The 23,723-nt window shown below is 66.4% G+C and carries 17 protein-coding genes; 5 read left to right on the top strand and 12 right to left on the bottom strand.

From position 1 onward, the window contains the following. Positions 1-97: 97 nt before the first annotated feature. Both QHF84_RS07135 and QHF84_RS07130 read right to left on the bottom strand, forming a co-directional pair. Positions 98-2,035, bottom strand: a complete 1,938-nt coding sequence (locus QHF84_RS07135) for a CocE/NonD family hydrolase (protein ID WP_281312430.1) — start codon at positions 2,033-2,035, stop codon at positions 98-100. A 139-nt stretch (positions 2,036-2,174) separates the two neighbouring features. Then, the gene (locus QHF84_RS07130; protein ID WP_281312429.1) at positions 2,175-3,671 is read right to left on the bottom strand and encodes a monooxygenase; all 1,497 of its coding nucleotides are present in this window, start codon (positions 3,669-3,671) and stop codon (positions 2,175-2,177) included. An 89-nt stretch (positions 3,672-3,760) separates the two neighbouring features. Between QHF84_RS07130 and QHF84_RS07125 the strand changes: the two genes are divergently transcribed. Further along, entirely contained in the window at positions 3,761-4,393 is a 633-nt protein-coding gene (locus QHF84_RS07125; protein ID WP_281312428.1) for a TetR/AcrR family transcriptional regulator C-terminal domain-containing protein, read from the top strand. A 58-nt stretch (positions 4,394-4,451) separates the two neighbouring features. Here QHF84_RS07125 and QHF84_RS07120 read toward each other — a convergent pair whose 3' ends face one another. Beyond that, positions 4,452-5,726, bottom strand: a complete 1,275-nt coding sequence (locus tag QHF84_RS07120) for a sigma 54-interacting transcriptional regulator (protein ID WP_281312427.1) — start codon at positions 5,724-5,726, stop codon at positions 4,452-4,454. 6 nt (positions 5,727-5,732) lie between these two features. Next, positions 5,733-7,463 carry a serine/threonine-protein kinase gene (locus QHF84_RS07115; RefSeq protein ID WP_281312426.1) on the bottom strand — a complete coding sequence of 577 codons (1,731 nt, stop codon included), beginning with the start codon at positions 7,461-7,463 and terminating at the stop codon, positions 5,733-5,735. Positions 7,464-7,704: 241 nt separating this feature from the next. On the opposite strand from QHF84_RS07115, the gene QHF84_RS07110 reads away from it, so the two are divergent. The 3 genes from QHF84_RS07110 (at position 7,705) to QHF84_RS07100 (ending at position 10,795) form a co-directional block, all read left to right on the top strand. After that, positions 7,705-8,646: a serine/threonine-protein kinase gene (locus QHF84_RS07110; RefSeq protein ID WP_281312425.1), complete on the top strand. Its 942-nt coding sequence runs from the start codon at positions 7,705-7,707 to the stop codon at positions 8,644-8,646. A gap of 167 nt (positions 8,647-8,813) precedes the next feature. Next, positions 8,814-8,981, top strand: coding sequence for a hypothetical protein (locus tag QHF84_RS07105; protein WP_170319984.1), 168 nt, complete (start codon positions 8,814-8,816; stop codon positions 8,979-8,981). 83 nt (positions 8,982-9,064) lie between these two features. Further along, positions 9,065-10,795, top strand: coding sequence for a serine/threonine protein kinase (locus QHF84_RS07100; protein ID WP_281312424.1), 1,731 nt, complete (start codon positions 9,065-9,067; stop codon positions 10,793-10,795). 19 nt (positions 10,796-10,814) lie between these two features. Here QHF84_RS07100 and QHF84_RS07095 read toward each other — a convergent pair whose 3' ends face one another. From QHF84_RS07095 to QHF84_RS07060, 8 genes are all read right to left on the bottom strand, one after another. Continuing rightward, positions 10,815-11,666: a viperin family antiviral radical SAM protein gene (locus QHF84_RS07095; RefSeq protein ID WP_281312423.1), complete on the bottom strand. Its 852-nt coding sequence runs from the start codon at positions 11,664-11,666 to the stop codon at positions 10,815-10,817. Positions 11,667-12,797: 1,131 nt separating this feature from the next. Beyond that, on the bottom strand, positions 12,798-14,447 hold the full coding sequence (locus QHF84_RS07090; RefSeq protein WP_281312422.1) for a hypothetical protein: 1,650 nt from the start codon (positions 14,445-14,447) through the stop codon (positions 12,798-12,800). A 43-nt stretch (positions 14,448-14,490) separates the two neighbouring features. Further along, a complete protein-coding gene (locus QHF84_RS07085; protein ID WP_281312421.1) occupies positions 14,491-15,945 on the bottom strand; it encodes an ATP-binding protein in 1,455 nt (484 codons plus the stop codon). 379 nt (positions 15,946-16,324) lie between these two features. Continuing rightward, positions 16,325-16,711 carry a hypothetical protein gene (locus QHF84_RS07080; protein WP_281312420.1) on the bottom strand — a complete coding sequence of 129 codons (387 nt, stop codon included), beginning with the start codon at positions 16,709-16,711 and terminating at the stop codon, positions 16,325-16,327. Between the two features lie 494 nt (positions 16,712-17,205). Further along, positions 17,206-17,955, bottom strand: coding sequence for a hypothetical protein (locus QHF84_RS07075; RefSeq protein WP_281312419.1), 750 nt, complete (start codon positions 17,953-17,955; stop codon positions 17,206-17,208). Positions 17,956-17,958: 3 nt separating this feature from the next. Further along, on the bottom strand, positions 17,959-18,426 hold the full coding sequence (locus QHF84_RS07070; RefSeq protein WP_281312418.1) for a MarR family winged helix-turn-helix transcriptional regulator: 468 nt from the start codon (positions 18,424-18,426) through the stop codon (positions 17,959-17,961). Positions 18,427-18,517: 91 nt separating this feature from the next. Beyond that, the gene (locus tag QHF84_RS07065; protein WP_281312417.1) at positions 18,518-20,944 is read right to left on the bottom strand and encodes a DUF4215 domain-containing protein; all 2,427 of its coding nucleotides are present in this window, start codon (positions 20,942-20,944) and stop codon (positions 18,518-18,520) included. A 65-nt stretch (positions 20,945-21,009) separates the two neighbouring features. Continuing rightward, positions 21,010-22,053 (bottom strand): hypothetical protein, encoded by a 1,044-nt coding sequence (locus QHF84_RS07060; protein WP_281312416.1) that lies wholly within the window; start codon positions 22,051-22,053, stop codon positions 21,010-21,012. A gap of 61 nt (positions 22,054-22,114) precedes the next feature. Here QHF84_RS07060 and QHF84_RS07055 point away from each other — a divergent pair, with 61 nt between their 5' ends. Beyond that, positions 22,115-23,707: a serine/threonine-protein kinase gene (locus QHF84_RS07055; RefSeq protein WP_281312415.1), complete on the top strand. Its 1,593-nt coding sequence runs from the start codon at positions 22,115-22,117 to the stop codon at positions 23,705-23,707. The last annotated feature ends 16 nt before the right edge of the window (positions 23,708-23,723 follow it).

The following is a 23,723-nucleotide window of genomic DNA, read 5'->3' as shown; positions in this document are numbered from 1 at the left end:
CTGTCAAGCCTTTTGTGACCCGGTCCCCTTCGAGTTGACGTAATCGGCTTCAGCGCGTTTCCTACGTAAGAGCCGCAGCGCGCCGGCACGGAAAGCGTCACGGCGACAGGACCGGCAGGACGATCGCCGAGGGCGCCTCGCGCGAGCGCGCGATCGTCTGGGTGGCGGCCACGTAATCGGACTCCTTCGCCGCGAAGATGCTTTCCACGTAACGCTGCGGATTGCGATCGATGACCGGGAACCAGGTGCTCTGCACCTGCACCATGATCCGGTGCCCTTTGCGGAACGTGTGGGCGCGGGTCTCGAGGTCGATGGCATAACGCAGCACCTTGCCGGACGGGATGGGCGCGGGCTTGGCGAAGCTGTCGCGGAAGCGCCCGCGCAAAACCCTGCTCGCGACCATGAGCTGATAGCCGCGCATGTCGGCGGCCGGCTCGGCGGGTTTTTCACCGTCCCCCTGCGCCTCGGGCGGGGGCGGATCGCCCTCCGGGTAGACGTCGATGAGCTTCACGATCCAATCGCTGTCCGTGCCCGACGTCGACGCGAAGAGCTCGGCGACGATATCGCCGGCCACCGTGAGATCTGCGTCGAGCGGGCCCGTCGAGAAGCTCAGCACATCGGGCCGGTGATCGACGAAGCGCTGGTCCTGCACCATCCACGTCCCCCACTGGCTGCCCGTGTGAAGCGGCTGGATCGGGCGAGGGACAAAGGGCACCGGGTTCTGCGGATCGGAGACGTAGCTGTCGGCGGCGCCCCGGCCCGTCTCCGTGGGCGGCTCGAACGACAAGGCCCGGTCCGCGCGCAGGTAGAGCTTTTTCTTGGTGACGCCGGCCTCGGGCGGCCAGCGATCGAAGGTGCGCCAGCGGTTCGTGCCGGTCTCGAAGATCGTCGCCTCGGGCTGGTCCTCGGTGGGTTTGTCGTGGAGCCAGTGGGCGAGCCAGGGGACCACGATTTTGTCCCGGTAATGCACGCCGGTGTCGCTGCCGAAATCCACGGCTCCGAGCTTGCGCCCGGGGCTGCCCCATCCGCCGTGGTTCCAGGGGCCCACGACGAGGTGGTTCTTGCGCGCGGCGTCGCTCTTCTCCAGCGTCGCGTAGATGCCGAAGGGCCCGTAAAAATCCTCCTGATCCCACCAGCCCGCGACGTTGAGGATGGGGATCGTCGCCTTGCGCAGGTGCGACACGATCGCGCGCCGCTCGAGGAACGCGTCCAGGTTCGGGTGCGCGACGAAATCGTTCCAGGTCGGCATCTTGCCGTGAAAATGGCGCGTGTCGACGTTGGCGAGCGGCCCGAGGTCGAGAAAAAAATCGTAGAGATCGGAGCGGCCGTACGAGAAGACCGTGTTCGCGTCCTTGCTCGTCTCCATCCTGGCGACGTACTCGAAGCCGTAGGCCAGCCGGAATGCGCCGTTGTGGCGGAAGTCGTCGCCGGTGAACTCGTCTGCGGGAGAGGCCTCCTCGACGATCACCCGCAATGCGGGGTGCGGCTCGAGCAGGGCCATGGTGGCCGTCCAGGCGCCGTACGAGGTGCCCATCATCCCCACGCGGCCATTGTTGCCCGGCACGTTCTTCACGAACCATTCGATGGAGTCGTGCGCGTCGGTGGCGTCGTCCACGCCGCGCGGGTCGGCCGGGTCGTGCGGCGGCGGGTCGATGACGAACGTCCCCTCGGAGCCGAAGCGCCCGCGGCAGTTCTGGACCGCATAGATGTAGCCGTCCGCGCGGAGCGCGTCTGTCCCGGGGTTTTCCAGGACAGAGGTGTCCTCGGGGATGCCATAAGGCGAGCGCAGGAAGAGCACGGGCAATGGCTTCTTCGCGTCGACGGGCGAGAAGATCACCGTCTCGAGCTTCACCCCGTCACGCATGGGGACCATCGCCTTCGTCATCGTGAAAGCGGGGGGCCTGGGCGCGGGCGCGGGTTTGTCGGCCCGGGCGGGCGTGGGGGGGTTTTTCGTAGACTTCGCGCTGGAGGGCGGATGGGCGCTCGCGCACGCGAGCGCGAGGAGCGGAGCGAGGAGGGGGGCCGCTTGGCGCACGGGCGGAGTGTAGCATGCCACAGGCATCCACCACACCCTCGTCGCGGATCTCGAGCCTGCGTGGCGCGGCGCTGGCGGCGGCGGTGTTGACGGAGGGGACAGCGGGGGTACCGAGTTCCTCCAAGATCAACCAGATCGCTCATCGAGCGGGCCCGCACCAGTGCGCGAGCGCAGCCCGGAGATCGTCGAGGCGCGTCGCGCGCCTTTCGCCGTCGCTCGCCCAGGCGACGTGCCCGTCCGGCCTCACCAGGAGCGCATCGATAACAGATAAATCGGTCTGCGTTGCCGCGACCTTCGCCTGGATGACGTCGACGCGATCCCTCCACGCCTCGCTCACGGCGTGGAGCTCTGCGTCGCCGACGAGGTCGAGCAGCACGTACCGACCCGCGTGCAAAAGCTCGTGGAGGCGCGCCACGCCGCGCTTTGTCTCGAGCGCGCGGTTCGGCGCCCTCTTGCCGACCCATGCGTGCGCCGCCGCGCCCTCGGCAGGAGGATAAGCGATGTCGAGCGCGCTGATCTGCCCGGCGAGGCGCCGGTTCACGGCTTCGATGCCGAGCAGGTCGCTCATCATCTCGCGGAGGGCCAGGCCGGGATCCGAGACGTCCATCAGCCTGATCTGGGCCTCCGTATTGCGCACCAGCGCGCGGCCGACGGGGTGTCGCTCTTCGTGGTAGCTGTCGAGCAGGTGGGGCGGCGCCCAGCCTTTCACGGCGGCAGCGAGCTTCCAGCCGAGATTCATCGCGTCCTGCAGACCGACGTTGAGCCCCTGGCCGCCGGCCGGGAAATGGATGTGCGCGGCGTCGCCCGCGAGAAAGACGCGCCCCTCGCGATATCGCTCCGAAAGCCGCGTCGCATTGCCGAAGCGCGACAGCCAGCGAGGGTTACGCATTCCGAAGTCCGTGCCGAGGATCCGCTGCACGGAGCTCCGCAGCTCGTCCAGCGTGACCGGCTCGGACCTGTCCGCGTGCATCCTCCGCGGATCGAAGACGACGAAGCGGTAGCCTCCGTCGCCGAGAGGAACCACCATCACGCCGCCGTGCGGGCCCACGCGGGAGCCCGGCCGGGCAGGAGGCTCCGTGACCTCGACGTCGCCGAGGAAAGCCGTCAGCGTCGTCTCGCTCCCCGGGAAGGCGATGCCGATCGAGCGGCGCACCACGCTCGCCGCCCCGTCGCAGCCCACGGCATAACTCGCGCGTTCGTCGCGCAGGCCCTCGGGGCCCTGGACCCGCAGCGCGACGCTCCCTTCCCGCTCCGTGATCTCGACGACCGCGTGGCCGCGCAGAATCTCGGCGCCGAGCTCCCGCGCCCGCGCCTCCAGGAACTCCTCGCTGCGGGCCTGGGGCAGGAACAGCGTGTAGGGGTGCCCCGTGTCGAGGCGCGAGAAGTCGAGCCGGGTGTCGAGCATCGCGAAATGCCCCGTGGGGATCGGGATCCCGCGTTCCAGGAAACGGCCCACGATCCCGCGCTGGTCGAGAATCTCGAGGCTGCGCGGGTGCAACGTGAGCGCGCGCGACTGCTCCATCCGCGCCGCCCGCTGCTCCAGCACGCGTACCCGGACCCTCGCGAGCGCGAGCTCGCACGCCAGCATCAACCCGACCGGACCTGCGCCCACGATCACCACGTCCGTATCCACCATGGTACCCTCCAGGTCACCAAACTCTAACACCGTTAGAGTAACCCGAACAGTGTTAGAGTCAAGGCGGCACGAAGGAACGAGGAGCTGTGATGCGACTACGACGCGAGCAGGTGATTTCGACGGCGCTGCGCCTCCTCGGCGAGGTCGGGCTCGACGCGCTGACGATGCGCCGGCTCGGGCAGGAGCTGAACGTGCAGGCGCCCACGCTCTACTGGCACGTGAAGAACAAGCAGGAGCTGCTCGACGCCATGGCGGAAGCGATGCTGGCGGACTGCGTGGCCCGCGCCCCGGAAGGGCTCACGTGGATGGACCGGGCGGCCAACATGGCCGAGCGGCTGCGCCGGGCGTTGCTCGCGCACCGCGACGGAGCGCGGGTCTTCGCGGGGACCTACGTGACGCAGGAGAACACGCTCCGCTTCGCGGACACGTGGGTCGGCGCGCTGCGTGAGGCAGGGCTCTCGCCGCGCGCCGCCGCGTGGGGGACCTGGACGATGGTCTACTACACGATCGGCTTCACCCTCGAGGAGCAAGCCCTGGCGCCGCTCCCCGGTACGGAGGGCGGCAAAGTCGATCCGGAGCACCTCCGGGCGGCGCTCGCCCGCGGCGTGTACCCGCACCTCGGGGAGGCCTCGACGCACTTGCTCGATGCCGACCTCGATGCGCGGTTCCGCTACGGGATCCAGCTCATTGTCGCGGGCCTCGAAGCGGCGCCCCATCCATAGAACGTGACCCGCCTGGCACGGGTGGAGGGTCCCAACGCGCTTGGTGCAGGGAAGGCGGTCACTTCCCTTTTTTCTCGTCGAGCCGCCGCTGCAAGTATCCCCGCGAAATTCCGAGCCGCCTGGCAGCCTCCGACTTGTTGCCAGCATCAGCAATCGCTTTCTCGATTGCCTCGACCGTGGGCGGCGGCGCTGCCGAAGACGCGCGCACCCCGAGCACTTGCTCGACCGCCGATAGTTTGATGCCGCCCCCTGGATCCATCGACGCGACCACGCGGTCCAGATCCCGAACGTTCCCCGGCCACCCCTGGAGCATCAAGAGCTCGACGGCCTCGACGTCGACGCGCACCCGCCCGAGATCGAGTTGCCCATACCTACGTTCCCAGAGCACCCTCATCACGGCAAACAGGTCCTCGGGGCGTTTTGCGAGCGGCGGCAAGCGAATACGACTGGTGAAACGCGCCAGCAAATCCCGCCGGAACGTGCCTCGCTCGACACATTCGGCGAGGTCCCGGTTCGTCGCCGCGACGATGGCGACGTCGACCGGCAGCTCACGTGCACCGCCCAGGGACATCACGCCGTGCCCATCGAGTACGCGCAAGAGCTTCGGCTGCGAAGAGGTCGGCAACTCTCCGAGCTCGTCCAGAAAAACGGCACCGCCGTTGTGTGATCGCAGCACTCCCGGCCTGGCCTCCACGCTGCCGGAGAACGCTCCTCGTTCCCAGCCGAAGAGCTGCCCCTCGAAGAGCGTCTCCGGGATACCGGCGACGTTGACGGCCGTGTATTTGTGCAATCGACCGAGCGCCCGTGCCACCTCCTGCGCCAGCGCCTCCTTTCCGGTTCCCGTCGGACCTTCGATCAGCACCGGATGCATTCGACGCGCGCCGATGGCCGCCACGGCCGCGCGAACGTCCGTGAGCCCGAAGGGCCCGACGAGGCTTCCCAGCGGCTCCACGGCTCGAAGCGGGCCTCGATACGCCTCCCGGAAGACGAGCAGCGTGCCGCCGATACGGAGGACCATTCCATCCTCGATCGGCACCTTCGTCCCGACCTCGAGGCGGTGCCCATTCCTGTACGTGAAGTTACGCGAACCGAGGTCCTCGACCTTCCAGCGCCCTCCCTCGAATGTGAAGGCAAGATGCTGGCCCGAGACCTTCGCGTCGACGATGCCGGCGTCTGCGAGCCAAACACGCCCGACCGGCTTGCCTGACAGGGGCATCGGGAGGACGGCGGATTCAGGGAATGCCGCGAGCAAAACGGGGCGCCCCCGATCTGCTTGCTCGGTGGTGGGCGGTCGATGCTCTTCGGTGGTCGGTGGCAAAACGGGTCGGGTCATGGCTTCTCAGTCCAGATAAACGAATACGTGGACGGGGGCGGTCTCGCGGGGCCCGACGCGGAGCCTGAGCCCCCGGCAGAGAACCGAGCTCTTGAAACCTTCTCGATTATCGGCGATCCGCTGTTCGGGATAGAGGTCCCTGGTCCCCTCGACGATACGAACGAAGATGCGGCCGTACGCCAGATCCTTCGTGCTCGCAGGCAGGACGTTGACGCGGTCTCCGCCGTCGCGCGCGATGTTCGACATCGGGGCGCATGCGCGGTCTCCGGTCCTCTCGTTGCGCATGCATACCATCGCGCGCGGATGGGCACCCGTCAGATCCCTGTCACCATCAATCGCCACGGCCCCTGTCACGCGGAGGCTCCAGGTTCGCTCGACGAGGGACTTGTCCTCGCAACGATCTGGATTGCACGCACGCCCCGACTGACATCCTCCTCGACTGTCACAGCAAGGCAAGGAAGGATCCGCGGGGGGCGGCTCGACGACGGTCGGCCGCACCGTCGCCGTGGGTACGTTCTTCGGGTTGAAGGCGATGGGGACGCCTTCGCTCGAATCGGCCTCGGACCTCCCGCCCATGAACAACCAAAGCATGAACGCGCCGAACACGGCGGCCCCTGCAAGTGCGAGCAAGAGGAGCGGCAAGTTCGGTCCGCTCTTCGAGCCAGAACGGGTCGGAGGAGGCGGAATGGACTGCGGTGCCGGAGGATAATGCCCGCTTGGTGAACTCGCGGTCGGAGCCCTGGGAGGAGGCATGACGGGCGGCGTAGACATCCCCTCGGTGATGAATACGGGCGTCTGCGCCGATGTTGGCGGGACGTGCGCGGCCGTCGGCGCCGCATGCGTTTGCGTGGCCCCGGAAAGCGAAGCGCTCCCCGTGCGCAGGATGTCGCGCAATGCGGCGCCATTGGCAGGGCGGCGGCGAGGATCGAGCGCAAGACATGCGCGTAGGGTCGCTACCCAGGGGCTTTCGGGCGCAGGCGGCGGCCATGGAAGACGCTGCTCCCAGGCCGCGCGGTATGCGTCGTGATAGGCCGGCTGCAGAGCATCCGGGGGCAAACCCGTGGGATGTGCGCCGAAAAGAAGCTCCCAGCCGAGCACGCCGAAGGCGAATACATCACGGGCAAAGCCCTCCCGATCCGGCGCCGATGGTCCGGAGGAAATGAGCTCGGGCGGGAGGTAGGGGGTGGTACCGACGACGGCCCCGAACGTCGTGATCGGCGAGGGATTGCCCGCGGGCGCCGATATGCCGAAATCCACGAGCTTCACGCCGCCCGACGTGAACGGGGCAGACCAAAACGCATCGGTCACGAGGATGTTGTCGGGCTTGAGATCCCGATGAACGATACCGAGCGCATGCACGTGCGCGAGCACCGCTGCGAGCTGGTCGAGCACGGCGATCCGATACTCGGACCTCATACGAGGATCCCGAGCCGCCGCAGCCAGGGATTGTCCCTGCACGAGGTCGAAGACGAGCCCGATGAGATCCTCGACCGAGTCCCTGAACAGCTCGCGACACGGGACGAGCCCGGGGTGTGTCACGCCCTGGAGGGCCTGCGCCTCGCGCCATGCCCGTTCTGCCGCGCCCTTCTCGAGCTCGCGGAGGGCGATCAGCTTGAGCGCGCGAGAAGCGCCGCCATCGAGGACATCGGATGCTTCCCAGACAGACCCCTGCCCGCCTTTTCCAAGACGTCTCTTCAGTTCGTAGCGGTTGACGCGGGCCCCGGGTTTGATCTCCACGAGTGTACGTCATACAACAGGAAGGGGCCGAATGGAAGAAAGATGCAAGGGAGGCTGATCGCGATCAGGTGCGTCGGAGGACGACCCTGATCGCTGGCAGCGACGTGCGTCGGACGCAGGAGGGCAACCGCAGTCATTTCAAAGACTTGCGCAGGCCCCCCTGGAAACGAAGACGGGCACGAAGGATGCGATCCGCAGCGTGTTCGTCGCACCTGGACGCGACGAGCTGAGGAGGAACGTCGTGAAGAATCGATACGAACTACAGGAAACCCTTGGCGAGGGTGGCTTCGGTATCGTCCATCGGGCCGTCGACAAGGAGACCGGGCGGGTCGTGGCCATCAAGATCCTGAAGGATCGAAGCCCCGACGGGAAGGCCCGTTTCCAGCGCGAGGCGCTGATGCTCTACAAGGAGCTCGATAACCCATTCATCGTGGATCTGCTCGACCATGACCTCGAGGCCAAAGAGCCGTACATCGTCCTCGAGTTCTGCGATCAGGGCTCGCTTCGCGCCCTCATCGGCAAATTGCCCTGGCGGTCGGTGGCCGGGATCCTGGTCCAGGTGATCGAGGGGTTGCGCGCCATCCACGACAAGAAGGGGTTTCATCGTGACCTCAAGCCCGACAATTTGCTCGTGAAGACCGAGGAGCCCCGCACCTTCGTCGTGAAAATTGCCGATTTCGGCCTGGCGCGGGTTCCGGGCGTCGGCACCACGATGACACGAGGCCCCGGAGGTACACGAGGGTACATCGCCCGAGAGATTCTCGAGGGCGATACATTCAGCGCCGCAGCGGACATTTATTCGCTCGGCGTCGTGGTCACGGAGCTCTTGACCGGCGCAAGGGATCCGTCGGCGCTCCAGAATGCGGATGTGCCCCCGGCGTTCCGGGACCTCGTCCTCGATATGACGAGCGACAAACCCGAGAACCGCCCGGATGCTCGTCGGATCGCGGCGGTGCTCCTGTCCCTGCTCCATCCGCCGCCCGTGCAGGTTCCCCGGCAGCAACGGGCGCCCGTGGCAAACCCGTCCGCTTCGGGGCTGTCGGCGCCCGTCATGATCGGCGGCGGCTTGCTCCTGACGATCGCGGCGTTCACGGCCCTCGCCGCGCTCGCCGAGGGGCGTCCGGAGTGGGACGCGAGCGTTCGACGATACCGGGGGAAGGATGGTCGATTCACGACGCCGTAACGGGACCGCTCGCGATCACGGCCGCTGCCCAGAAAGGTGATCGCGAGCGGCAAAAGCTCCGCAGAACGAGCCGTAGGAGGCCAAAAGACGAATGGAACGACCCATGCAATGACCGATATACACGCACCGAGCACGGTGCGTGCACGACGAACGAAGGAGATTCGACGATGTCGAAGCATCAACCGAAGCCCAACGATCAGCGGTCCGACGTGAAAAACCCCAACAACCCCGCGTACCGGGACGACCGCAACAACCGCATCGAACAGGGGCACCCCAACGTGCCCCCGCCGCCGCAGGGCCAGCCGCCGGCCCCCAAGCAGGAGCCGAAGAAGTAGCGTGAATCGCGCGGGGCGTCCCTCACGTCGGGGGCGCCCCGCGCCCCTTCCCTCCCGCGCTGGAATCGTGTAACCACTACAACGTGGAGCTTCGCCCGGGTGACCGCATCGACCGGTACACGCTCATCCGGCCCCTCGGAGAGGGCGGCCAGGGCGCGGTTTGGCAGGTCGTCGATCCGCTGGATCGCGGCGCCACGCGTGCGCTGAAGCTCGTGCGCCTCGCGGAGGCGGGGCAGGCTGCATTCGCGCGGGCGCGGCGCGAGGCGAAGATCCTGGCGGCGCTCGCGCACCCAGGGCTCTGCGCATGCCACGCGCTGTTCGAGGACCTCGACAAGGGGCTCGTGGGCGTGGTGCTCGACCTCGTGCAGGGCGCGCCGCTCGACGAGGCGATGCAAGACAGACGCATGTCGAAAGGGCACAAGTTCGCCGCGCTCGTACAGGTGGCCGAGGTGCTCGCCCATGTGCATGCCGGCGGGCTCGCGCATCGGGATCTGAAGCCGGCGAACGTGCTCGTGACGGATGCGTTCTGGGAACGACCCGATCAGCCTGGGGCTGTGAAGCTGATCGATTTTGGAATCGCGGTGCCGATTGGCAATCCGCAACGATTGACGTCCGTGGGTGGGGTCATCGGGACGGTGCGGTATCTCGCGCCGGAGCTGTTCGAGCCCAAGCACGGCGCGGCGGCAGAAGAGAGCTGCGCGCGGGACATGTTCGCGTTCGGGGTAATCGCCTGGGAGTTGCTCTTCGGCTCACACCCCGCGGGACTCGGACATTCGGCGTCGTTCGAGGCGATGGCGCAAAGGTATGCGGAGATCAAGGCAGGCAGGAGGGCCTGGCCGAGCCCGCGTTTGTCAGGGGCGTGGGCTGCGGCGATCACGACCTGCCTCTCGCTGCGGCAGGAGGATCGCCCCGAAAACGGGGCCGCGCTCGTGACGGTCCTGCGTACGGGCAGATTGCCGCCGCCGAGCCGGCGAGCCGCGGCGGTGTCGCTGCCCTCACGCACGGAGACGCACACATCAGCCATGGGTGCGCCGCTCGGGCCGACGGAGCCAATGGTGCCGGTCGCGCGGACAGCTCCCACGGAAGCGCCCAGGATCCCGCAGGTCGTTCGGCACGACAAACCTGCGAGCCGATCGGCGCGGGGACCGCTGTACGCGCTGGCGGGAGCCATTGCATTGCTAGCGGGGGCGATTTACGTGAAACCACCGAAATCGATTTCCGAGGGGGAGGTATCGCCATCTCCGATTCTGCTCCCGAGCGCCCCGACCACCGCCACGGCGCTTCTGCCAGCTCCCACGCATCAACCCGTGCGGTCGGACGTTTGCTGTGGTGGCCCCGAGTGCGATCCGTCGAAAAGAGTCGTGCAGGGCTCGTGGTGCGAAAAGAAGGATGACCGTTGCGCGCAATGCGCCTCGGGTCGGACGTATGTCGCCGGACGATGCGCGGAAAAGCTCGCGAGGGACCGACGCGTGAAGCTCCGGCTCGCGCGGGTGGATCGCGTTGCTGCGGATGCAACGGTTTGCTTCGGGGAGCCAACCAATCATGTTTGCTTGCTGAATGGGGAAGGGGTCGACAGATCCGCGTCGCGATGGGACTGTACATCTCCAGGGGCCAAATGCCTCGAAACGACGGTCTCCGCGCTGATGGACAGCCCAGGTATCCCGTTGACGATCACGCATCCCCTCGGAGGCCAGATCGCCCAGGGACGCCTCATCGAGCCGAAGGGACTGCTCACCTCGACGCTCTGCGTCGGCGTCGATTTCAAGGTAGGCGAGGACCGGATCCCGGTATTCGTCTACCTCGACGACCCATGAGCCCGGCGGAGGCTGTCCTTCAGAAGGCGTAGTCTCCCCCGCGCCCGTGAAACCGGGCGAGCGAAAAACGAACACTCTCCCATGCGGCCTCCACGCCGACCTCCAGGATAGGTCGGCCGTAATGATGAACGCTGTCCACGTCATCGAAGAAGCGGCCAGCCGGATCGACCATCGCGTAGCTGCCGAGGATGTCCTCGTGGTCCTCGGGTACGATGGTGATACCGTGCGCCTCGAGTCGACGATGCTTGTCGATGAAGGCACGAAAGGCGTCCGAGGCGCAGAGGAGCGGCTCGACGCGGCCTGAGTTCTGCCCCTCGATCGGCAGGACACGCAGGATCTTCCATCGCTCGGGGCGGAGGGCGAGGATCATCTCGAACATGTCCTCACCGGCGTTGATCGAGGTGACCACGGTGTTCACCTTGATCCGCATTCCCATGGCACGAGCGCGGTCGGCCGCGTCGATGTACCGGGCAGCAGGAATGGCCTTGCCGCGCACCGCGCGCCCGAGCGCGACATGTGTGCTCTCGGCGGCGCTGTCGATGCTGAGCGTGATCCAATCGAGCTGACCCTCGAAACGCGCGAGGTCGTCGGCGCCGAGGCGGGTACCATTCGTGACGAGCATGGTGACGGCTCCGCGCGCCTTCGCGGCGCAGATCAGTTCCGGCAGCCAGGGGCAGAGGGTCGGCTCGCCTCCAGCGAAGGTGATCTTGCGGAAACATTGCGCGAGGAGCTCCACGACGCGAATGCACTCGACGCGCGGCAGATGGCCCCTGGGGAGCACGGTCTCCGCCACGTCATCGAAGGTCGCAAAACAATGGTGGCAGCGCATGTTGCATGGCTTCCACAGATGGAAGTTGACGGAAGGGGGCATGGGGCGGGGCATGCGCGTCCGGAAAGCGAGAGGCGTGCCGACGCGGCTCGTGCAAGAATCGCGAGATTTTCGCTGGCCGTGCATCGCCGGTGGCTGTCGCGATCAAGGCGGCGGTGCCTGTTGGCTGATCGCGATCACCTTTCGCCTGTCCGCCCAGCACGCCCTCCGTGTGGCTGCTTGCCGGACCAGCGGAGGAGCATGTCGCGGCGGCGAAGCGCGCGGACTTCGTTGGGGCGAAGGCCGGCGTAGGCCATGAGGGCGAAGCGCGAGCGGTGGCTGTCGCGCGCGGCGGCGGGGATTGCGTGGACCTCGTCGTCGGTGGGGATCTCCAGGATACCCTGGCCGATTTGCTCGAGGCGCGGCAGGCCGTTGGGCGGATCGGCGAGGTAACCGCGCTCGACGGCGAAGCGAAGAACGGAGCGGAGAGCGACATGGATGTTGTTGCGGGTCGTTTGCGCGAACTTGCTTCGACAGCTCGAGGTCGAGCTCCGCGGCCGCGTTGCCGTCGACCTTGTCGAGGGATCGATTGGCGAAGCGCGGGAGCAGCGTGTCTCGAGGACCGACGTGTACCCGCGGCGGGTCGTGACTTTCAGGTCCGTCAGCATGTACGTGCTGCGGAATTCGGTGACGACTTCGGCAAAGGTTTTCGTCGGGGGTCCGGGTGGGGATGCGGGATCGGTGGGGGATCCGGGTGGGGAGGTGCCGGCGGCGGCGGCGGATGCTGCCGACGGCGGGTCGTCCGTCGGCGCGTACGGGGTGCCGAAGCGGGCGATGTTCAGGAGGTAGCGCTTCTCCTCGGCGCGACAGCCGGGGACTGTCGGGGATAGCGCGTCTTTCCGGAATCGATGGCGGGTGCCATCGGGGAGGCGGTAGCGGATGTTAATGAACAGAACGGGGATGCCCCGTCGGGTCGTTCGTCGGACTGCCATGACTTGGGAGCCTTTCCCAGGTCATCTCAGGCCAGAGGTGCGATGGCCGGGCCTGTAGCACGAGACCACCATGTTTGCAGGCAGTCATGCTCGGGTGCTGCCCTCCATGTTCACGCTTGACCTCGGTTAGTGTCAACTGTACACCATCGCATGCCGGCCCGCCGAACGGCTTGGGTTTGCCCCGTCGTGCCCCAGACCCTTGTTAGACGCCGCTCTCGGTCGCGGCACCGATGTCACCGCCGACACCAACAGCCTGCGCCGCTTCAAACAGTCTTCTGCGGGCATCACTCACGATTGCCGGCTCAGATCGTCGAATCCACGGGTGCGTCTCAAGCAACCAGCTTGCAAAGCTGCTCTTCATCTGGCTAGGAAACGTCACGATATCAGGCTCCGTGTCGCGATAGTTCAGGTAGTCACGAAACATTCTTACTGGAAGCCCTTGAGCACCCGGAGGGGTCGGTGCAAGGCGACAGGCTCCCGCGAGCGCTTCAAGTGCCCGAACAGACACAACGATGGTCTGCGCCCACATTTCGCGCTGCGTAGCTGGCTCCAGGTGGTTCGCAAGATACCAGTGGCGGAACATGAGCCAGTTCGTGAAGACGGGCGGATCTTCATAGGTAACAACCACGTAGATGCTCTGCGCGACGGACGTCCCAAGCCGGGCCGTGATATTGGCATCTCCCTGCTTCCACTTTTCGTAGAAGTCTTGTCCTTGCACCAGCGGCTTCCTACCAGAGTCGTCGGAGCCGAGGATTTTTGAGAACCACAAGGAAAAGCTATCAAGGCTTACGTCTTCATACGCCCGCCCGGGAACCCGATAGCTTTTAGCCTCAAAAGCGAGAACATCGGGGCCGTACACCAGGAACCCGTCCGGCGATTCCGCGTCGTCCGACACCGGGAAGGGGTCGACAGCCAGCCCACCCGATGCGGCTGCAATCTCATGCAAGAGATCTCGCACGTATTGTTCGTAAACGACGCCGAGGCTCCCATAGTATCGCTGGGCCGCTCGCTGAGGAACATTCACCAGCGTGCACTCAAGAGTTTCGAAGAGCCGCTGCAAGTCCCAGCACTGGAGGAGCAGGTCGGGGAGCGGCGCAAAGACCCCCCACTCCGTCGACCGAATAACGGAATGTCTGCGGAAGAAGTTCTGGAGCGAAATCGGGTACTTCGGAGCCTGCGCGAGTTGCATCCTGGCTTCGCGGAGTGGGCACGTGAAGACTTCCAGGATTGCAGAAACATGGCTGGCGGAAAGGCCGAGCCGGCCCAATGCCTCCCTTACGTCAGGCAGGCAACCACGTGCGTGCCACAGTGCTACCGCGAGAAGCAGCATATGTGCGGAGTTGAGAAATGGTGCCGTAGCGTAGCTCGGGGTAGTCACACGACCGCTCTCGACCAGTTGAGGCCAGATCTCGGCAAACATTCGCCAACCGCGCCCAAGTTCGATCTTCGGGCTCCAAGCGAGACCGTTTTGCTCGAGATGGTGAAGCCACAGAAGCCGCAATGCGTCGGCCTCCGTTTCTTGGGGAGCGGTGAGCGCGGTGCTCCGAAGACCGTTCACCTCGCGGGCGAGGTCAACCACGACGGGCAGGACGACGCGTTCTGCGGACGGGTCCAGATCGGGAAGCGCCTCGTCGGGCAAGAGGCCCACCAACTCCCTCGCGATCACGTGGACGTTGGTGGGACCAAGCGGGGCAGCGCCCTGGCCATCGAATACCCCGTCCTGACGCGTCGCCAAAGTATGAACAATCAGCTCGATTGCGCCAAGGGCGCGCCTTGGGTCGAGGGCAGCGAGAGCTTCCGCAACAGCCGGCCAGCCACGAAAGGGAGAAGTCGTCTGAATCGTAACGTCCATGCAATTCTCCGCCAGCTATTCGTTCAGAGCGCGCAACTTATCGCTAGGTCCTTCGTTTTCTCTTCGATTTTGTTGCTGCGACCTGTCTCCTGCTTTCCTCAGGAGTGGAGTGTCGCCAATAAGAAGACCCGCCGGCGGGCACCAGCGTGATGAGCCCACGATCGCGTAGGCGATAGAACACGTCTTTCATTTGATTCTCGCTCTTGATACCAGTCAATTCGCGCCCGATCCGATTGTCGATATGCGGATTTGTCTTCATGTACTCGATGACAGCATCCTCTGGCGCGGCGAGCGCTTCGTGGGGCAGCGTTACTGTCACAGAGCTTTCGTCCACCCGAATGATGGGAGGCTTGAGCCTCACGTCCTGCATCTTTTGAAAAGCGGTCCTCAGCCCCTCGCCGATGTCCTTATTTGGCGGATTCGGGTATCGGTTAAGAAGGCGCACGATTTTCGGATTGCGGGCGAAGCGCTCCTTGGTCATTGACTCCACGGTGATGTGCCCCGGGAGCCGACCGGGGCTCTTTATCTCGATGCGATTGTCGAAAATGAAAACGTGTGTGTCATCGGAGATGTTGTAGTCCCGATGGATGACGGCATTCACCAGAACTTCCTTGATCGCTTCGTCAGGATATTTGGCCTTCGTCATACCGTCGGGCGTGAGCACCGACACGGACTCGACAAGCCGTTTGATCTCTTCGACGGCTGTGTTGATTAGGATGAACAGCGGGCCTTCGATTGTTTTCTGTGATCCAAGGTGCTCGCGCGTCGGCTCGGATGCTCTGGTTGCGTAGCGAGTAATCTTAATCGAGCATTTCTTGGGGAGGATGGTTGCCGGCACTTCACTGAAGAGTAGGACGGCAGCGTACGTCGGCAGGGCTTGTCCATCGAGGCTACGGACGAGGCGTTCGCGGCGTAGGAAGTCCATTGGGCCAGTTTGCGGCGAGTAGTGTTGAAGGAACGTCACCAATTCCTTCTCTTGTTCTAGTTCAGCAACCGAATAGCCGCCAACGGACTGATCCTCAAACGAGATGAGGCCCTTCGAAAGGCGCAGGTTCTGAATGTCTGTTTCGTTCTTTAAGGGTAGGTTCTGGGCGCTGCGTCGGACGTAGCACTCGGCTGCGCTCGTCTTATGGACGTTCTCGCTCTTGTGTACCTTGACGAGTAGTACAAATCCGCCAACTTCACTCTTCGCGAGTTCGAGAAACGTAAACTCAAGCGGAGGCGTGGGCTGGATATCCTGTAACAATGACTGAATGTGCGAGTTCGCGAGTTCTTGCGTCGCGAAACCACGCCATCGATCCTTGAGGCTTGTACCAACCTTTGGGTCCTCGATGCCAATCGCGACTTCACCGCCGTCAGCATTCAGGAATGCCACAACGGTCTTCTGCACCTTCGCCGGTGCAACCTGATGGGACTTGAAGTCCCAGAAGTGCTGCTCGGGGCGGCCAATAATCTCCCGCGCCTCATCCGAGGTGATCTTCTTTGTCGTGATGGCCAATCGAATTCTCCTCAAGCATGGGACATGTGGCAGGACCGACTGTCAAGAGGGTTGGAGACCACAACATCTACCTCTGTTGCGGGGGATGTAGTCTAAAGTGCTACACGCACGGGCTTTGGGAGCCGGAGCCACGCATCGCGAGCCTCCTCCCCGCCTCTTCGAGATCCTCCTTCAGATGATGCACATACCGCTGCGTCGTCACGAGATGCTTATGCCCCGCCATCCTCTGCACGACGTGCACCGGCCCCCCACCCTCAACCACATCGTGATCGCATAGTGCCGCATACAATACACCGACCACCCCCCAACCCCCACCTTCCGCCGCACCCTCTCAAACGCCTGCACAATCCCGTACTGCCCCCACGCTCTCCCCGCTCATTCAGCGCCACAAACCCTCCCGCCCGGCCCCACCCACCCCCTCGATCCCCGCCAACAACCTCCCCAGCTCCGGCGCCACCGGCACCTCCCGCTGCCCCGTCTTCGGCGTATGCGTCTCCCCCTGCGACCGCCTCTCCCGCACGCTCACGAACCCGCCCACAACCTCCCCCTCCCGCCGCAGCCGCACATCCCGCCACCGCAGCGCCCGCACCTCGTTCGGCCTTAGCCCCGCGTACGCCATCAACACGAAGCTCACCCGATGCCGCTCGCTCGCGGCCGCAAGGATCCGCTCGACCTCCTCGTCCGACGGAATCTCCAGAATGCTCTCCCCCACCGCCTCGAGCCGCTGCATCCCCTCGGGTATCGCGCGCAGGTACTTCCGCGCCACGCGAATCGCAGCACCGACCGAATCACCACCTGCACATTGTTCCGCGTCGCCCGCGCGAGCCCCCGCTCCGACAGCTCCAGGTCGAGCAGCGCCGCATACCCCCACCGCGACGACACCTTGCGCTCCGTCACCATGAACGTCGCCCGATACGCCTCCACGACGTCCCGAAACGTCTTCCCCGACCGCGCCACCGCGCCCGCCTCCGCCTCACCCCGGCGCACACGGCTCGCCATGCTGCGCAATGTTCAGGAGGTATCGCTTCTCCTCCGCGCGCGCCGCCGCCATCGTCTGGACCTTCGCGTCCCGGCGGAATCGGCCCTTGCTGCCATCGCAGCGCCCCCGGACTCAGTCCGGAACGCGCCCCTTGTTTCGCCGCGTCGTCGGTCCACTCCCGCCCAGTGATCAATCCACTTTTCGATCGGGGACGCACGAACCTTCCGGCGCTTCGGGACTCCTCCGGTCGGGTTCCAGACTCATTGGTACACCGCTCTCATTCACGCCGAGGCATCCGTGGCCGGGCCGTGCGGATCCGGTTCGCTCGATCGTAATGACCGTTCCAGCTCCTCCGCCGCGCGGAGCTCCGGCACTTGCGCGCTCTCCTCGGCGCTGAGCGCAAGGGTGGCGAGCGCCTCGCGCAGCGTGCTGGCACGCGCCTCGTCATCCATGGCGATCGCCAGCTCGAGACGGGCGGCGAGGACGCGGGCCCGCTCGATCCGGTCGGACGGCCCTTCCTGTGCGAGTGCCAGGTCGAGGACCTTGGCCGCTGCAGCGTCGTCGTTGCGGAAGTCGCGCAGGCGCGCCGCCGTACGCAATGCCTTGCCAAGACGCGAATTGCTCTGCGGCGCGGCCCTCTCGTCATCATCGTCGGCCGCCCCCTGTTTGATGAAAATGATGGAGTTACCCGCGACATCGACGACGGTGAAGCGGCTCTGCCCCTTCCGCAGACGCGTGATCCGTGGCTGGCCTGCGGTCGGGAGCTTGCCGTAAAGCCGGCGCAGGGCGTCGGCAAAGCTCTGGTAGAGCCCATCGATCTCGGGAACGAGCACCAGGCACGCGCTGTAGGCCTCGGCGGGGTTCAGGCCCTTCACGCCCATGAAGTGCAGATGGATGTCGCCGCGCGACGTGGCCGCATAGAGGTTCGGTTTTGTCTGCTCGTGCGTCACCTCGAATCCGAGCGTCCGGTAAAACGTCAAGGTCTCGGGCAAGGAAATGCACGGAAGGACCGGGATCGTGAGTGCAACCATGGATCACGCCTTTCTGGACGCTCGTGATGCGTCCCGTTCGAGCACATCGCGGACCAGGCGGAGGCCTTCCAGCGCCCCTCGCAAACGCTCGCGATCGATGCCCCTCGCCAGCCGATTCGCCCACGCTGCGTGGCTCGCCTCCACCTGACGCAGCGCCCTCCGGCCGGCCTCCGTGATCACGAGGAGCTTGGCCGTGCGGTGATGCGGGTTTTCCTCGTAGACGACGAACCCCTCGCGCTCCAGGGCCGCGGCGATGATCCGTACAGTCTGCCGCGTGAGCCCCATGGTGCGCGCCACGGTGGCGACCGATTCGGGGCCGTGGTCGATGACACCGAGCACCTGCCAGCGCGAGCTGGTGAGCCCGGCCGGGCCGCTGAGGTGATCGCCCGCGGCGAGCGCGAGGCCGTTCACGCGGAACACCTCGATGATGAGCTCGCTGAGTGTTGTTGCGCCCGGAGTCAACGCCGTCATTGACAGCATGCTGTCATTTTGACAGCATGCTGTCAACTTGGACGCGGTGGGAGGGAGGCCCGGCTCAGCCGGCGGGCGGCCTCCTCCAGGCTCAACGGAGCTTCACGGCCGGAAGGGCGTCCCCCATCTCGCCGGGGTCGTCGCCGCGATCGAGCGTATCCTCGAGGCCGAGCTGACCAAAATCATTCTGTCCCCAGCATTTGACCGTCGCGTCGTCGAGGATCACGCAGGCGAACCTGCCGCCCACCGCGATCTTCCTGGCTTTCCGCCCGGCGCCGAGATCGATCGCGGGGAGCGCGTCGCCCATCTCGCCCGGCGCCTTGCCGCGGTTCAGTTTGTCGCCCTGGCCGAGCTGACCCCGATCGTTTTCCCCCCAGCATTTGACCGATCCGTCATTCAAGATCGCGCACGAACAAGGGCCGCCCGTCGCAATTCGCGTGGCCGTCTTGCCGCTGCCGAGATCGACGAACGGCAGGTTGTCCCCCATCTCCCCCGGCCCGTCCCCCCGGAATGCCATGTCGCCCAGCCCGAGCGCACCGACGACGTTCAGCCCCCAGCATTTCACCTTTCCGCCGGTCAGGAGCACGCAGGAATGACCAAACGCCGTCGAAATCGAAAGGATTGCGCCCGCGTTGCCGAAGGTCGCCGGGGGCAAAGCGTCCCCCATTTCACCCATCTCGTCTCCCCGCTGCGTCGTATCGCCTTGGCCGAGCTGTCCCCAGATGTTCTTCCCCCAGCACTTCACGGTATCATCGTCCAGGACTGCGCACTGGAAGCTGTGTCCACCCGCGATTTGCCGGGCGAATCGGCCCGTCCCGAGCGCGACCGCGGGGAGGGCGTCGCCCATTTCGCCGGGCTGGTCGCCCCGGATCATCGTATCCCCCAGGCCGAGCTCACCGCTCGCGTTGTACCCCCAGCACTTGAGGGTGTCGTCGTCCAGGATCGCGCAGGTTTGGGCAAAGCCGCTGCCGATCGCCTTCGCCGTCCGACCCGCGCCGAGGTCCAGGGGGGGTAGAATGTCCCCCATCTCGCCCGGCTCGTCCCCACGGGCCAACATATCGCCTAGACCCACCTGACCCGCCCCGCCCCCGCCCCAGCATTTGACGGTCTGGTCGTCGAGCAGCGCGCAGGTGTGCGCGGTGCCGGGGGCCATCGAGAGGATGGTGCGACCGTCGCCGAGCCCGAGAAACGGGAGGTTGTTCCCCATCTCGTTCGGATTGTCGCCTCGCCTCTGGTTGTCCCCCAGGCCGAGTTGACCATTCTCGTTCGCGCCCCAGCACTTCGCTCGGCCATTCGCGAAGAGCACGCACATGGAGACGCCGCCCGCGAAGAGCTCGACCGGCGCCGCGAGGCAATCGGGCTGGCACGTCTCCGTCGCCGTAGGGCTGCCGTCGTCGCACTCCTCGACCCCTTGTCGGACGAACCCATCCCCGCACACGGCATGCTGGCAGGACGACGTGCACGTATCGGTGTCGATCGTGTTTCCGTCGTCGCACGCCTCCACGCCGACCTGAAGCAGCCCGTCACCGCAGGTCGCCACCTGGCATTGGGCGGTGCACGCGTCGCTGTCGAGCAGATTCCCGTCGTCGCACGCCTCGCCGCCCTGCACGATGCCGTCGCCGCAGCCCGGCACCACGCATGTCGTCGTGCACGTGTCGCTTTCGTCCGTGTTCCCGTCGTCGCAGACCTCCGCGTTCGACATGACGCCGTCGCCGCAGACGCAGTCGAGGCCCTCCTCGTCGACGCGACCGTCGCAATCGTCGTCCACACCGCTCGAGCTGCAAACCTCGGGTGCAGGCAAGGTTTGCCCCAGGCATTCTCCGTACCCCGTCCCTTCCGGGATGCAGAGCTGCTTTCCGCGCTTGCAGGGCGTGTTCCCCAGCGCCGCCTCCGGCCCGCCGAAGCACTCGCCGATCGTGCCGGGGACACACACGCAGCCAAGCCCGGATTCATTCACGGCCCCGTCACAATCTTCGTCGAAGATCGACAGGCACGTCTCCTCCTTCGGCAAGACCTCCCCCAGGCAAGGCCCGGTCGGCTTCGCGTCCTCGTCACAGGCCTGCTTCCCGTCGACGCATACCCCGACGCCGCGCGCCGTGTCTGGTCCCGTGAAACAGGGCGCGAACGAGAGCCGCGCGTGCGTGGGCGTGCTCCCGACGCAATGGTCGAACGTGCATCGATTGCCGTCGTCCGGGGCGTCCGCTGCGACGGGCACGAGCCGCTTCCGGCCCTCCCCGTCGCACTGCGCCTCCAGGCAGTCGCCCGCGACCTGCGCCGCGAGCGGCGTGCCCGCGGGTTTGTCGTCATAGACGCAACGCTCGTCGATGCACGCCGCCGCCCGACATTCGGGCTCCGGCACGGAGCAGTCGTCCACGGTGACGCACGCGTCCGGATACGGTTTTCCTTCACGGATCCCGGCGACCTGATTGCAGGCAACCCACCCGCCCAGGAGGAGCGCGAGGGTGACGATAGAGGCGCCGCCGCGGAGCTTCCGTGCCTCGAAACGACGTAGCTTCACCCGTGCGAGTGACACATGAGAACACGCGCCCTGTCAAGGGGTCGCGCGGCCACGCGCTTGCTGGGTCAGAATGCGCCTCGCACCCGCAGCCCGGTCGGAAGGAGCTCGAGCGTCGCGTCCAGCCCGGCCCGTGGGCTCTTCTCCGCGCTCCCCTTCCATTTCGACGCCGGCGCCGTCGCGAAGAGCACGACCCCGCCGAGGAGCACGGCCCCGCCGACCGCGAGCGCAGCCGTCGAGCCATTGCCCAGCCCCACCGCCTCGCTTCGAAGCGCGAGCCCGGCGCGTTTGCAATAATCGCCCGCATCGCAGAGGCCCGCGTTGCTCTCGTCGTTCTTCTGGATCGCGAGCCCGCCCAGCACCCCGCCCACGACCATCCCCGCGGCCCCCACGCCCATCGCGGCAATGCCGAGCGGACGTTGCCATGGCCTCTCGGCTGCGAAGTTCTGGATCACCACCGTCGACGCCGCGCGCCTCCGCTCCTCGGCCGCGCTCGCACGCAGATCGATCGCAGGAGCCTCGACGCGCACCGAGATGGCCTCACCGTCCTTCGCGACCTCGATCGCCCGCGTCCACCTCTCGTACCCGGGCGCCGTGACCACGATTTCGTGCCGACCCACGTCCACGGGCAACGCCGTCCCCCATTGCGCTTCCCCCAGCCCGACGCCGCCGCGCGTGATCGTGACTTGCGGGATCTTGCGGACCGCGTCCGGCACTTCGATCGTCAGCCTCGCGAGCCGCCCCTTGAGCGCATCCGCCTTCGCCGCCGCTCGCGTGGCGCGGTCCTTTTGCCCCGCGCGCTCCGCGAGGGATCGCGCCACCGCATAGTGCGACCAGGCGCTCGCCAGCTTGCCGCTCTCCTCGTAACACTCGGCGAGCGTGAGTTTGGCGCCGATACCCTCGGGTACGAGCCTCACGGCCTCCGCGAGCTTGGGGCACGCCGTCGCGTAATCCTTGGCGTCCATCGCGGCGACGGCCTCGTCGTAAAGCGCCTGCGCGGCGGCGATCTTCTCGGCGTCGCTCGGCTCCGCGCGCGCGGCCGGCGCGACGAGCAGCGCCCCGCAGAGGACCGCGAGAAACCGTGCGTCGGGGGCGTGCCGACGTATCTTCACGGGCGAGAGGACACACGACAACATGCTTCCTGTCAAGGGATCCAGCGGCTATGGTACGCCCATGCATCCCATCGTCACGCCGGGCGACACCTTGCTGGGCAAGTACCGCGTCGAACGGATCCTCGGCCAGGGGGGGATGGGTATGGTCGTGGCGGCGCGACACGAGGGCCTCGGGGAGCTCCTCGCCATCAAGCTCATGCTCGGGCCCGAAGGCGAAAACCGCGCGCAGCAGGCCAGGGACAGATTCCTCCGCGAGGCACGTAATGCGGCGCGCCTCAAGAGCGAGCACGTCGCGAAGGTCTACGACGTCGGTCAGCTCGACGATGGCAGGCCGTACATGGTCATGGAGTACCTCGAAGGTCGAGACCTCGCCGAGGTGATCGAGCGGCGCGGCCCGCTCTCCGTCACGGAGGCGGCCGGCCTCGTGCTCCAGGCCTGCGATGCCCTCATGGAGGCGCACGGGCTCGGCATCGTCCACCGCGATCTCAAGCCCTCGAACATGTTCCTGATCCGGAGGCCGAACGGAAAACCTTGCCTCAAGCTCCTCGATTTCGGCATCTCCAAGCGTATGACCGCGGAGTCGCAATCGCTCACGGCGAGCGGCGCCCTGCTCGGCTCGCCGCTCTACATGTCCCCCGAGCAGGTCTCGGATGCGAAAGCCGTTGGACCTCGAAGCGATATCTGGGCCATGGGCGTCGTCCTCTACCAGCTCACGACCGGGCGGGTCCCATTCGAGGGCGAATGGATCGGGCAGGTCGTGCATGCGATCATGCTGCAGGAGCCCACGCTCCCGAGCCAGATCCGGCCCGAGCTGCCCGCCGAGCTCGACGTGATCGTCGGCCGTTGCCTGTGCAAGAACCCCGAGGAGCGATATGCGACCATGGGCGAGTTCGCCGCCGCCTTGCGCTCACTCCTTCGCGTGAACAGCATGCTCTCGCCGCTCGCCGATCTGCTCGGCGAGCGGGACGTGTCGGCGGAGCTCGCCGCGGCCCCCACCGCCCCGGCGTTCGAGGAATCCACCCAGCAAGCCCCTCCTGACGGGGCGCCACCCGCGACCTCGGTCGAGACGCTCTCCGAGTTGCCGGAGAAGCTCGTGGAGCTCGTGCCGGCGATCGGGACCACGAGCGTCGCGCCTCGCTCGAAGGTGCGCGTGGCGCCCGCGGAGGTCGCACCCGCGCGGACGCCCGAGGGATCCGCTTCCACGCAATCGCCCCTGAGCAGGACCATGCCGGAGGTCGCACCTGCGCCTCCACGGCGCGCGTCTCCCCCGTGGGTCGCAGTCGCGGTCGGCTGCGCAGCCCTCATCGGAGTCGGGCTTTACGTGTTTCAAGACAAACCCCACATCCCGGCCCCGAGCGGCGCCGGCGTCGAACCCGAGTCGGGCACGACGAGCCTCCCCCTCGCCGCATCGAGCATGCCCCCGCCCGCGCCGCCAGCGGACCCCTCGCCCAGCGCGAGAGCGGTGCCAACCGCGTCCGTGGCGACGCCGCCGGCCGCCCCGCCGCCCGAGCCCACGAGCGCTCCCCGCGCGACGACGACCTCGACATCCAGCACCAGGCCGAAGGCGACGAGCGCGCCATCGGCGACCGTGTCGCCGCCGCCCTCCGCGCCCACGACGAAGCCGACCGGCAAATCACACGAGGGCCTCTTCTGAGGCTCGAACGTCCCGC

The organism is Polyangium sp. y55x31 (genome assembly GCF_029946505.1).
In the GTDB taxonomy this organism is placed as follows: domain Bacteria; phylum Myxococcota_A; class Polyangia; order Polyangiales; family Polyangiaceae; genus Polyangium.
The sequence above is the reverse complement of the archived record's forward strand: the minus strand, read 5'-3'. Positions and strand labels throughout refer to the sequence as shown.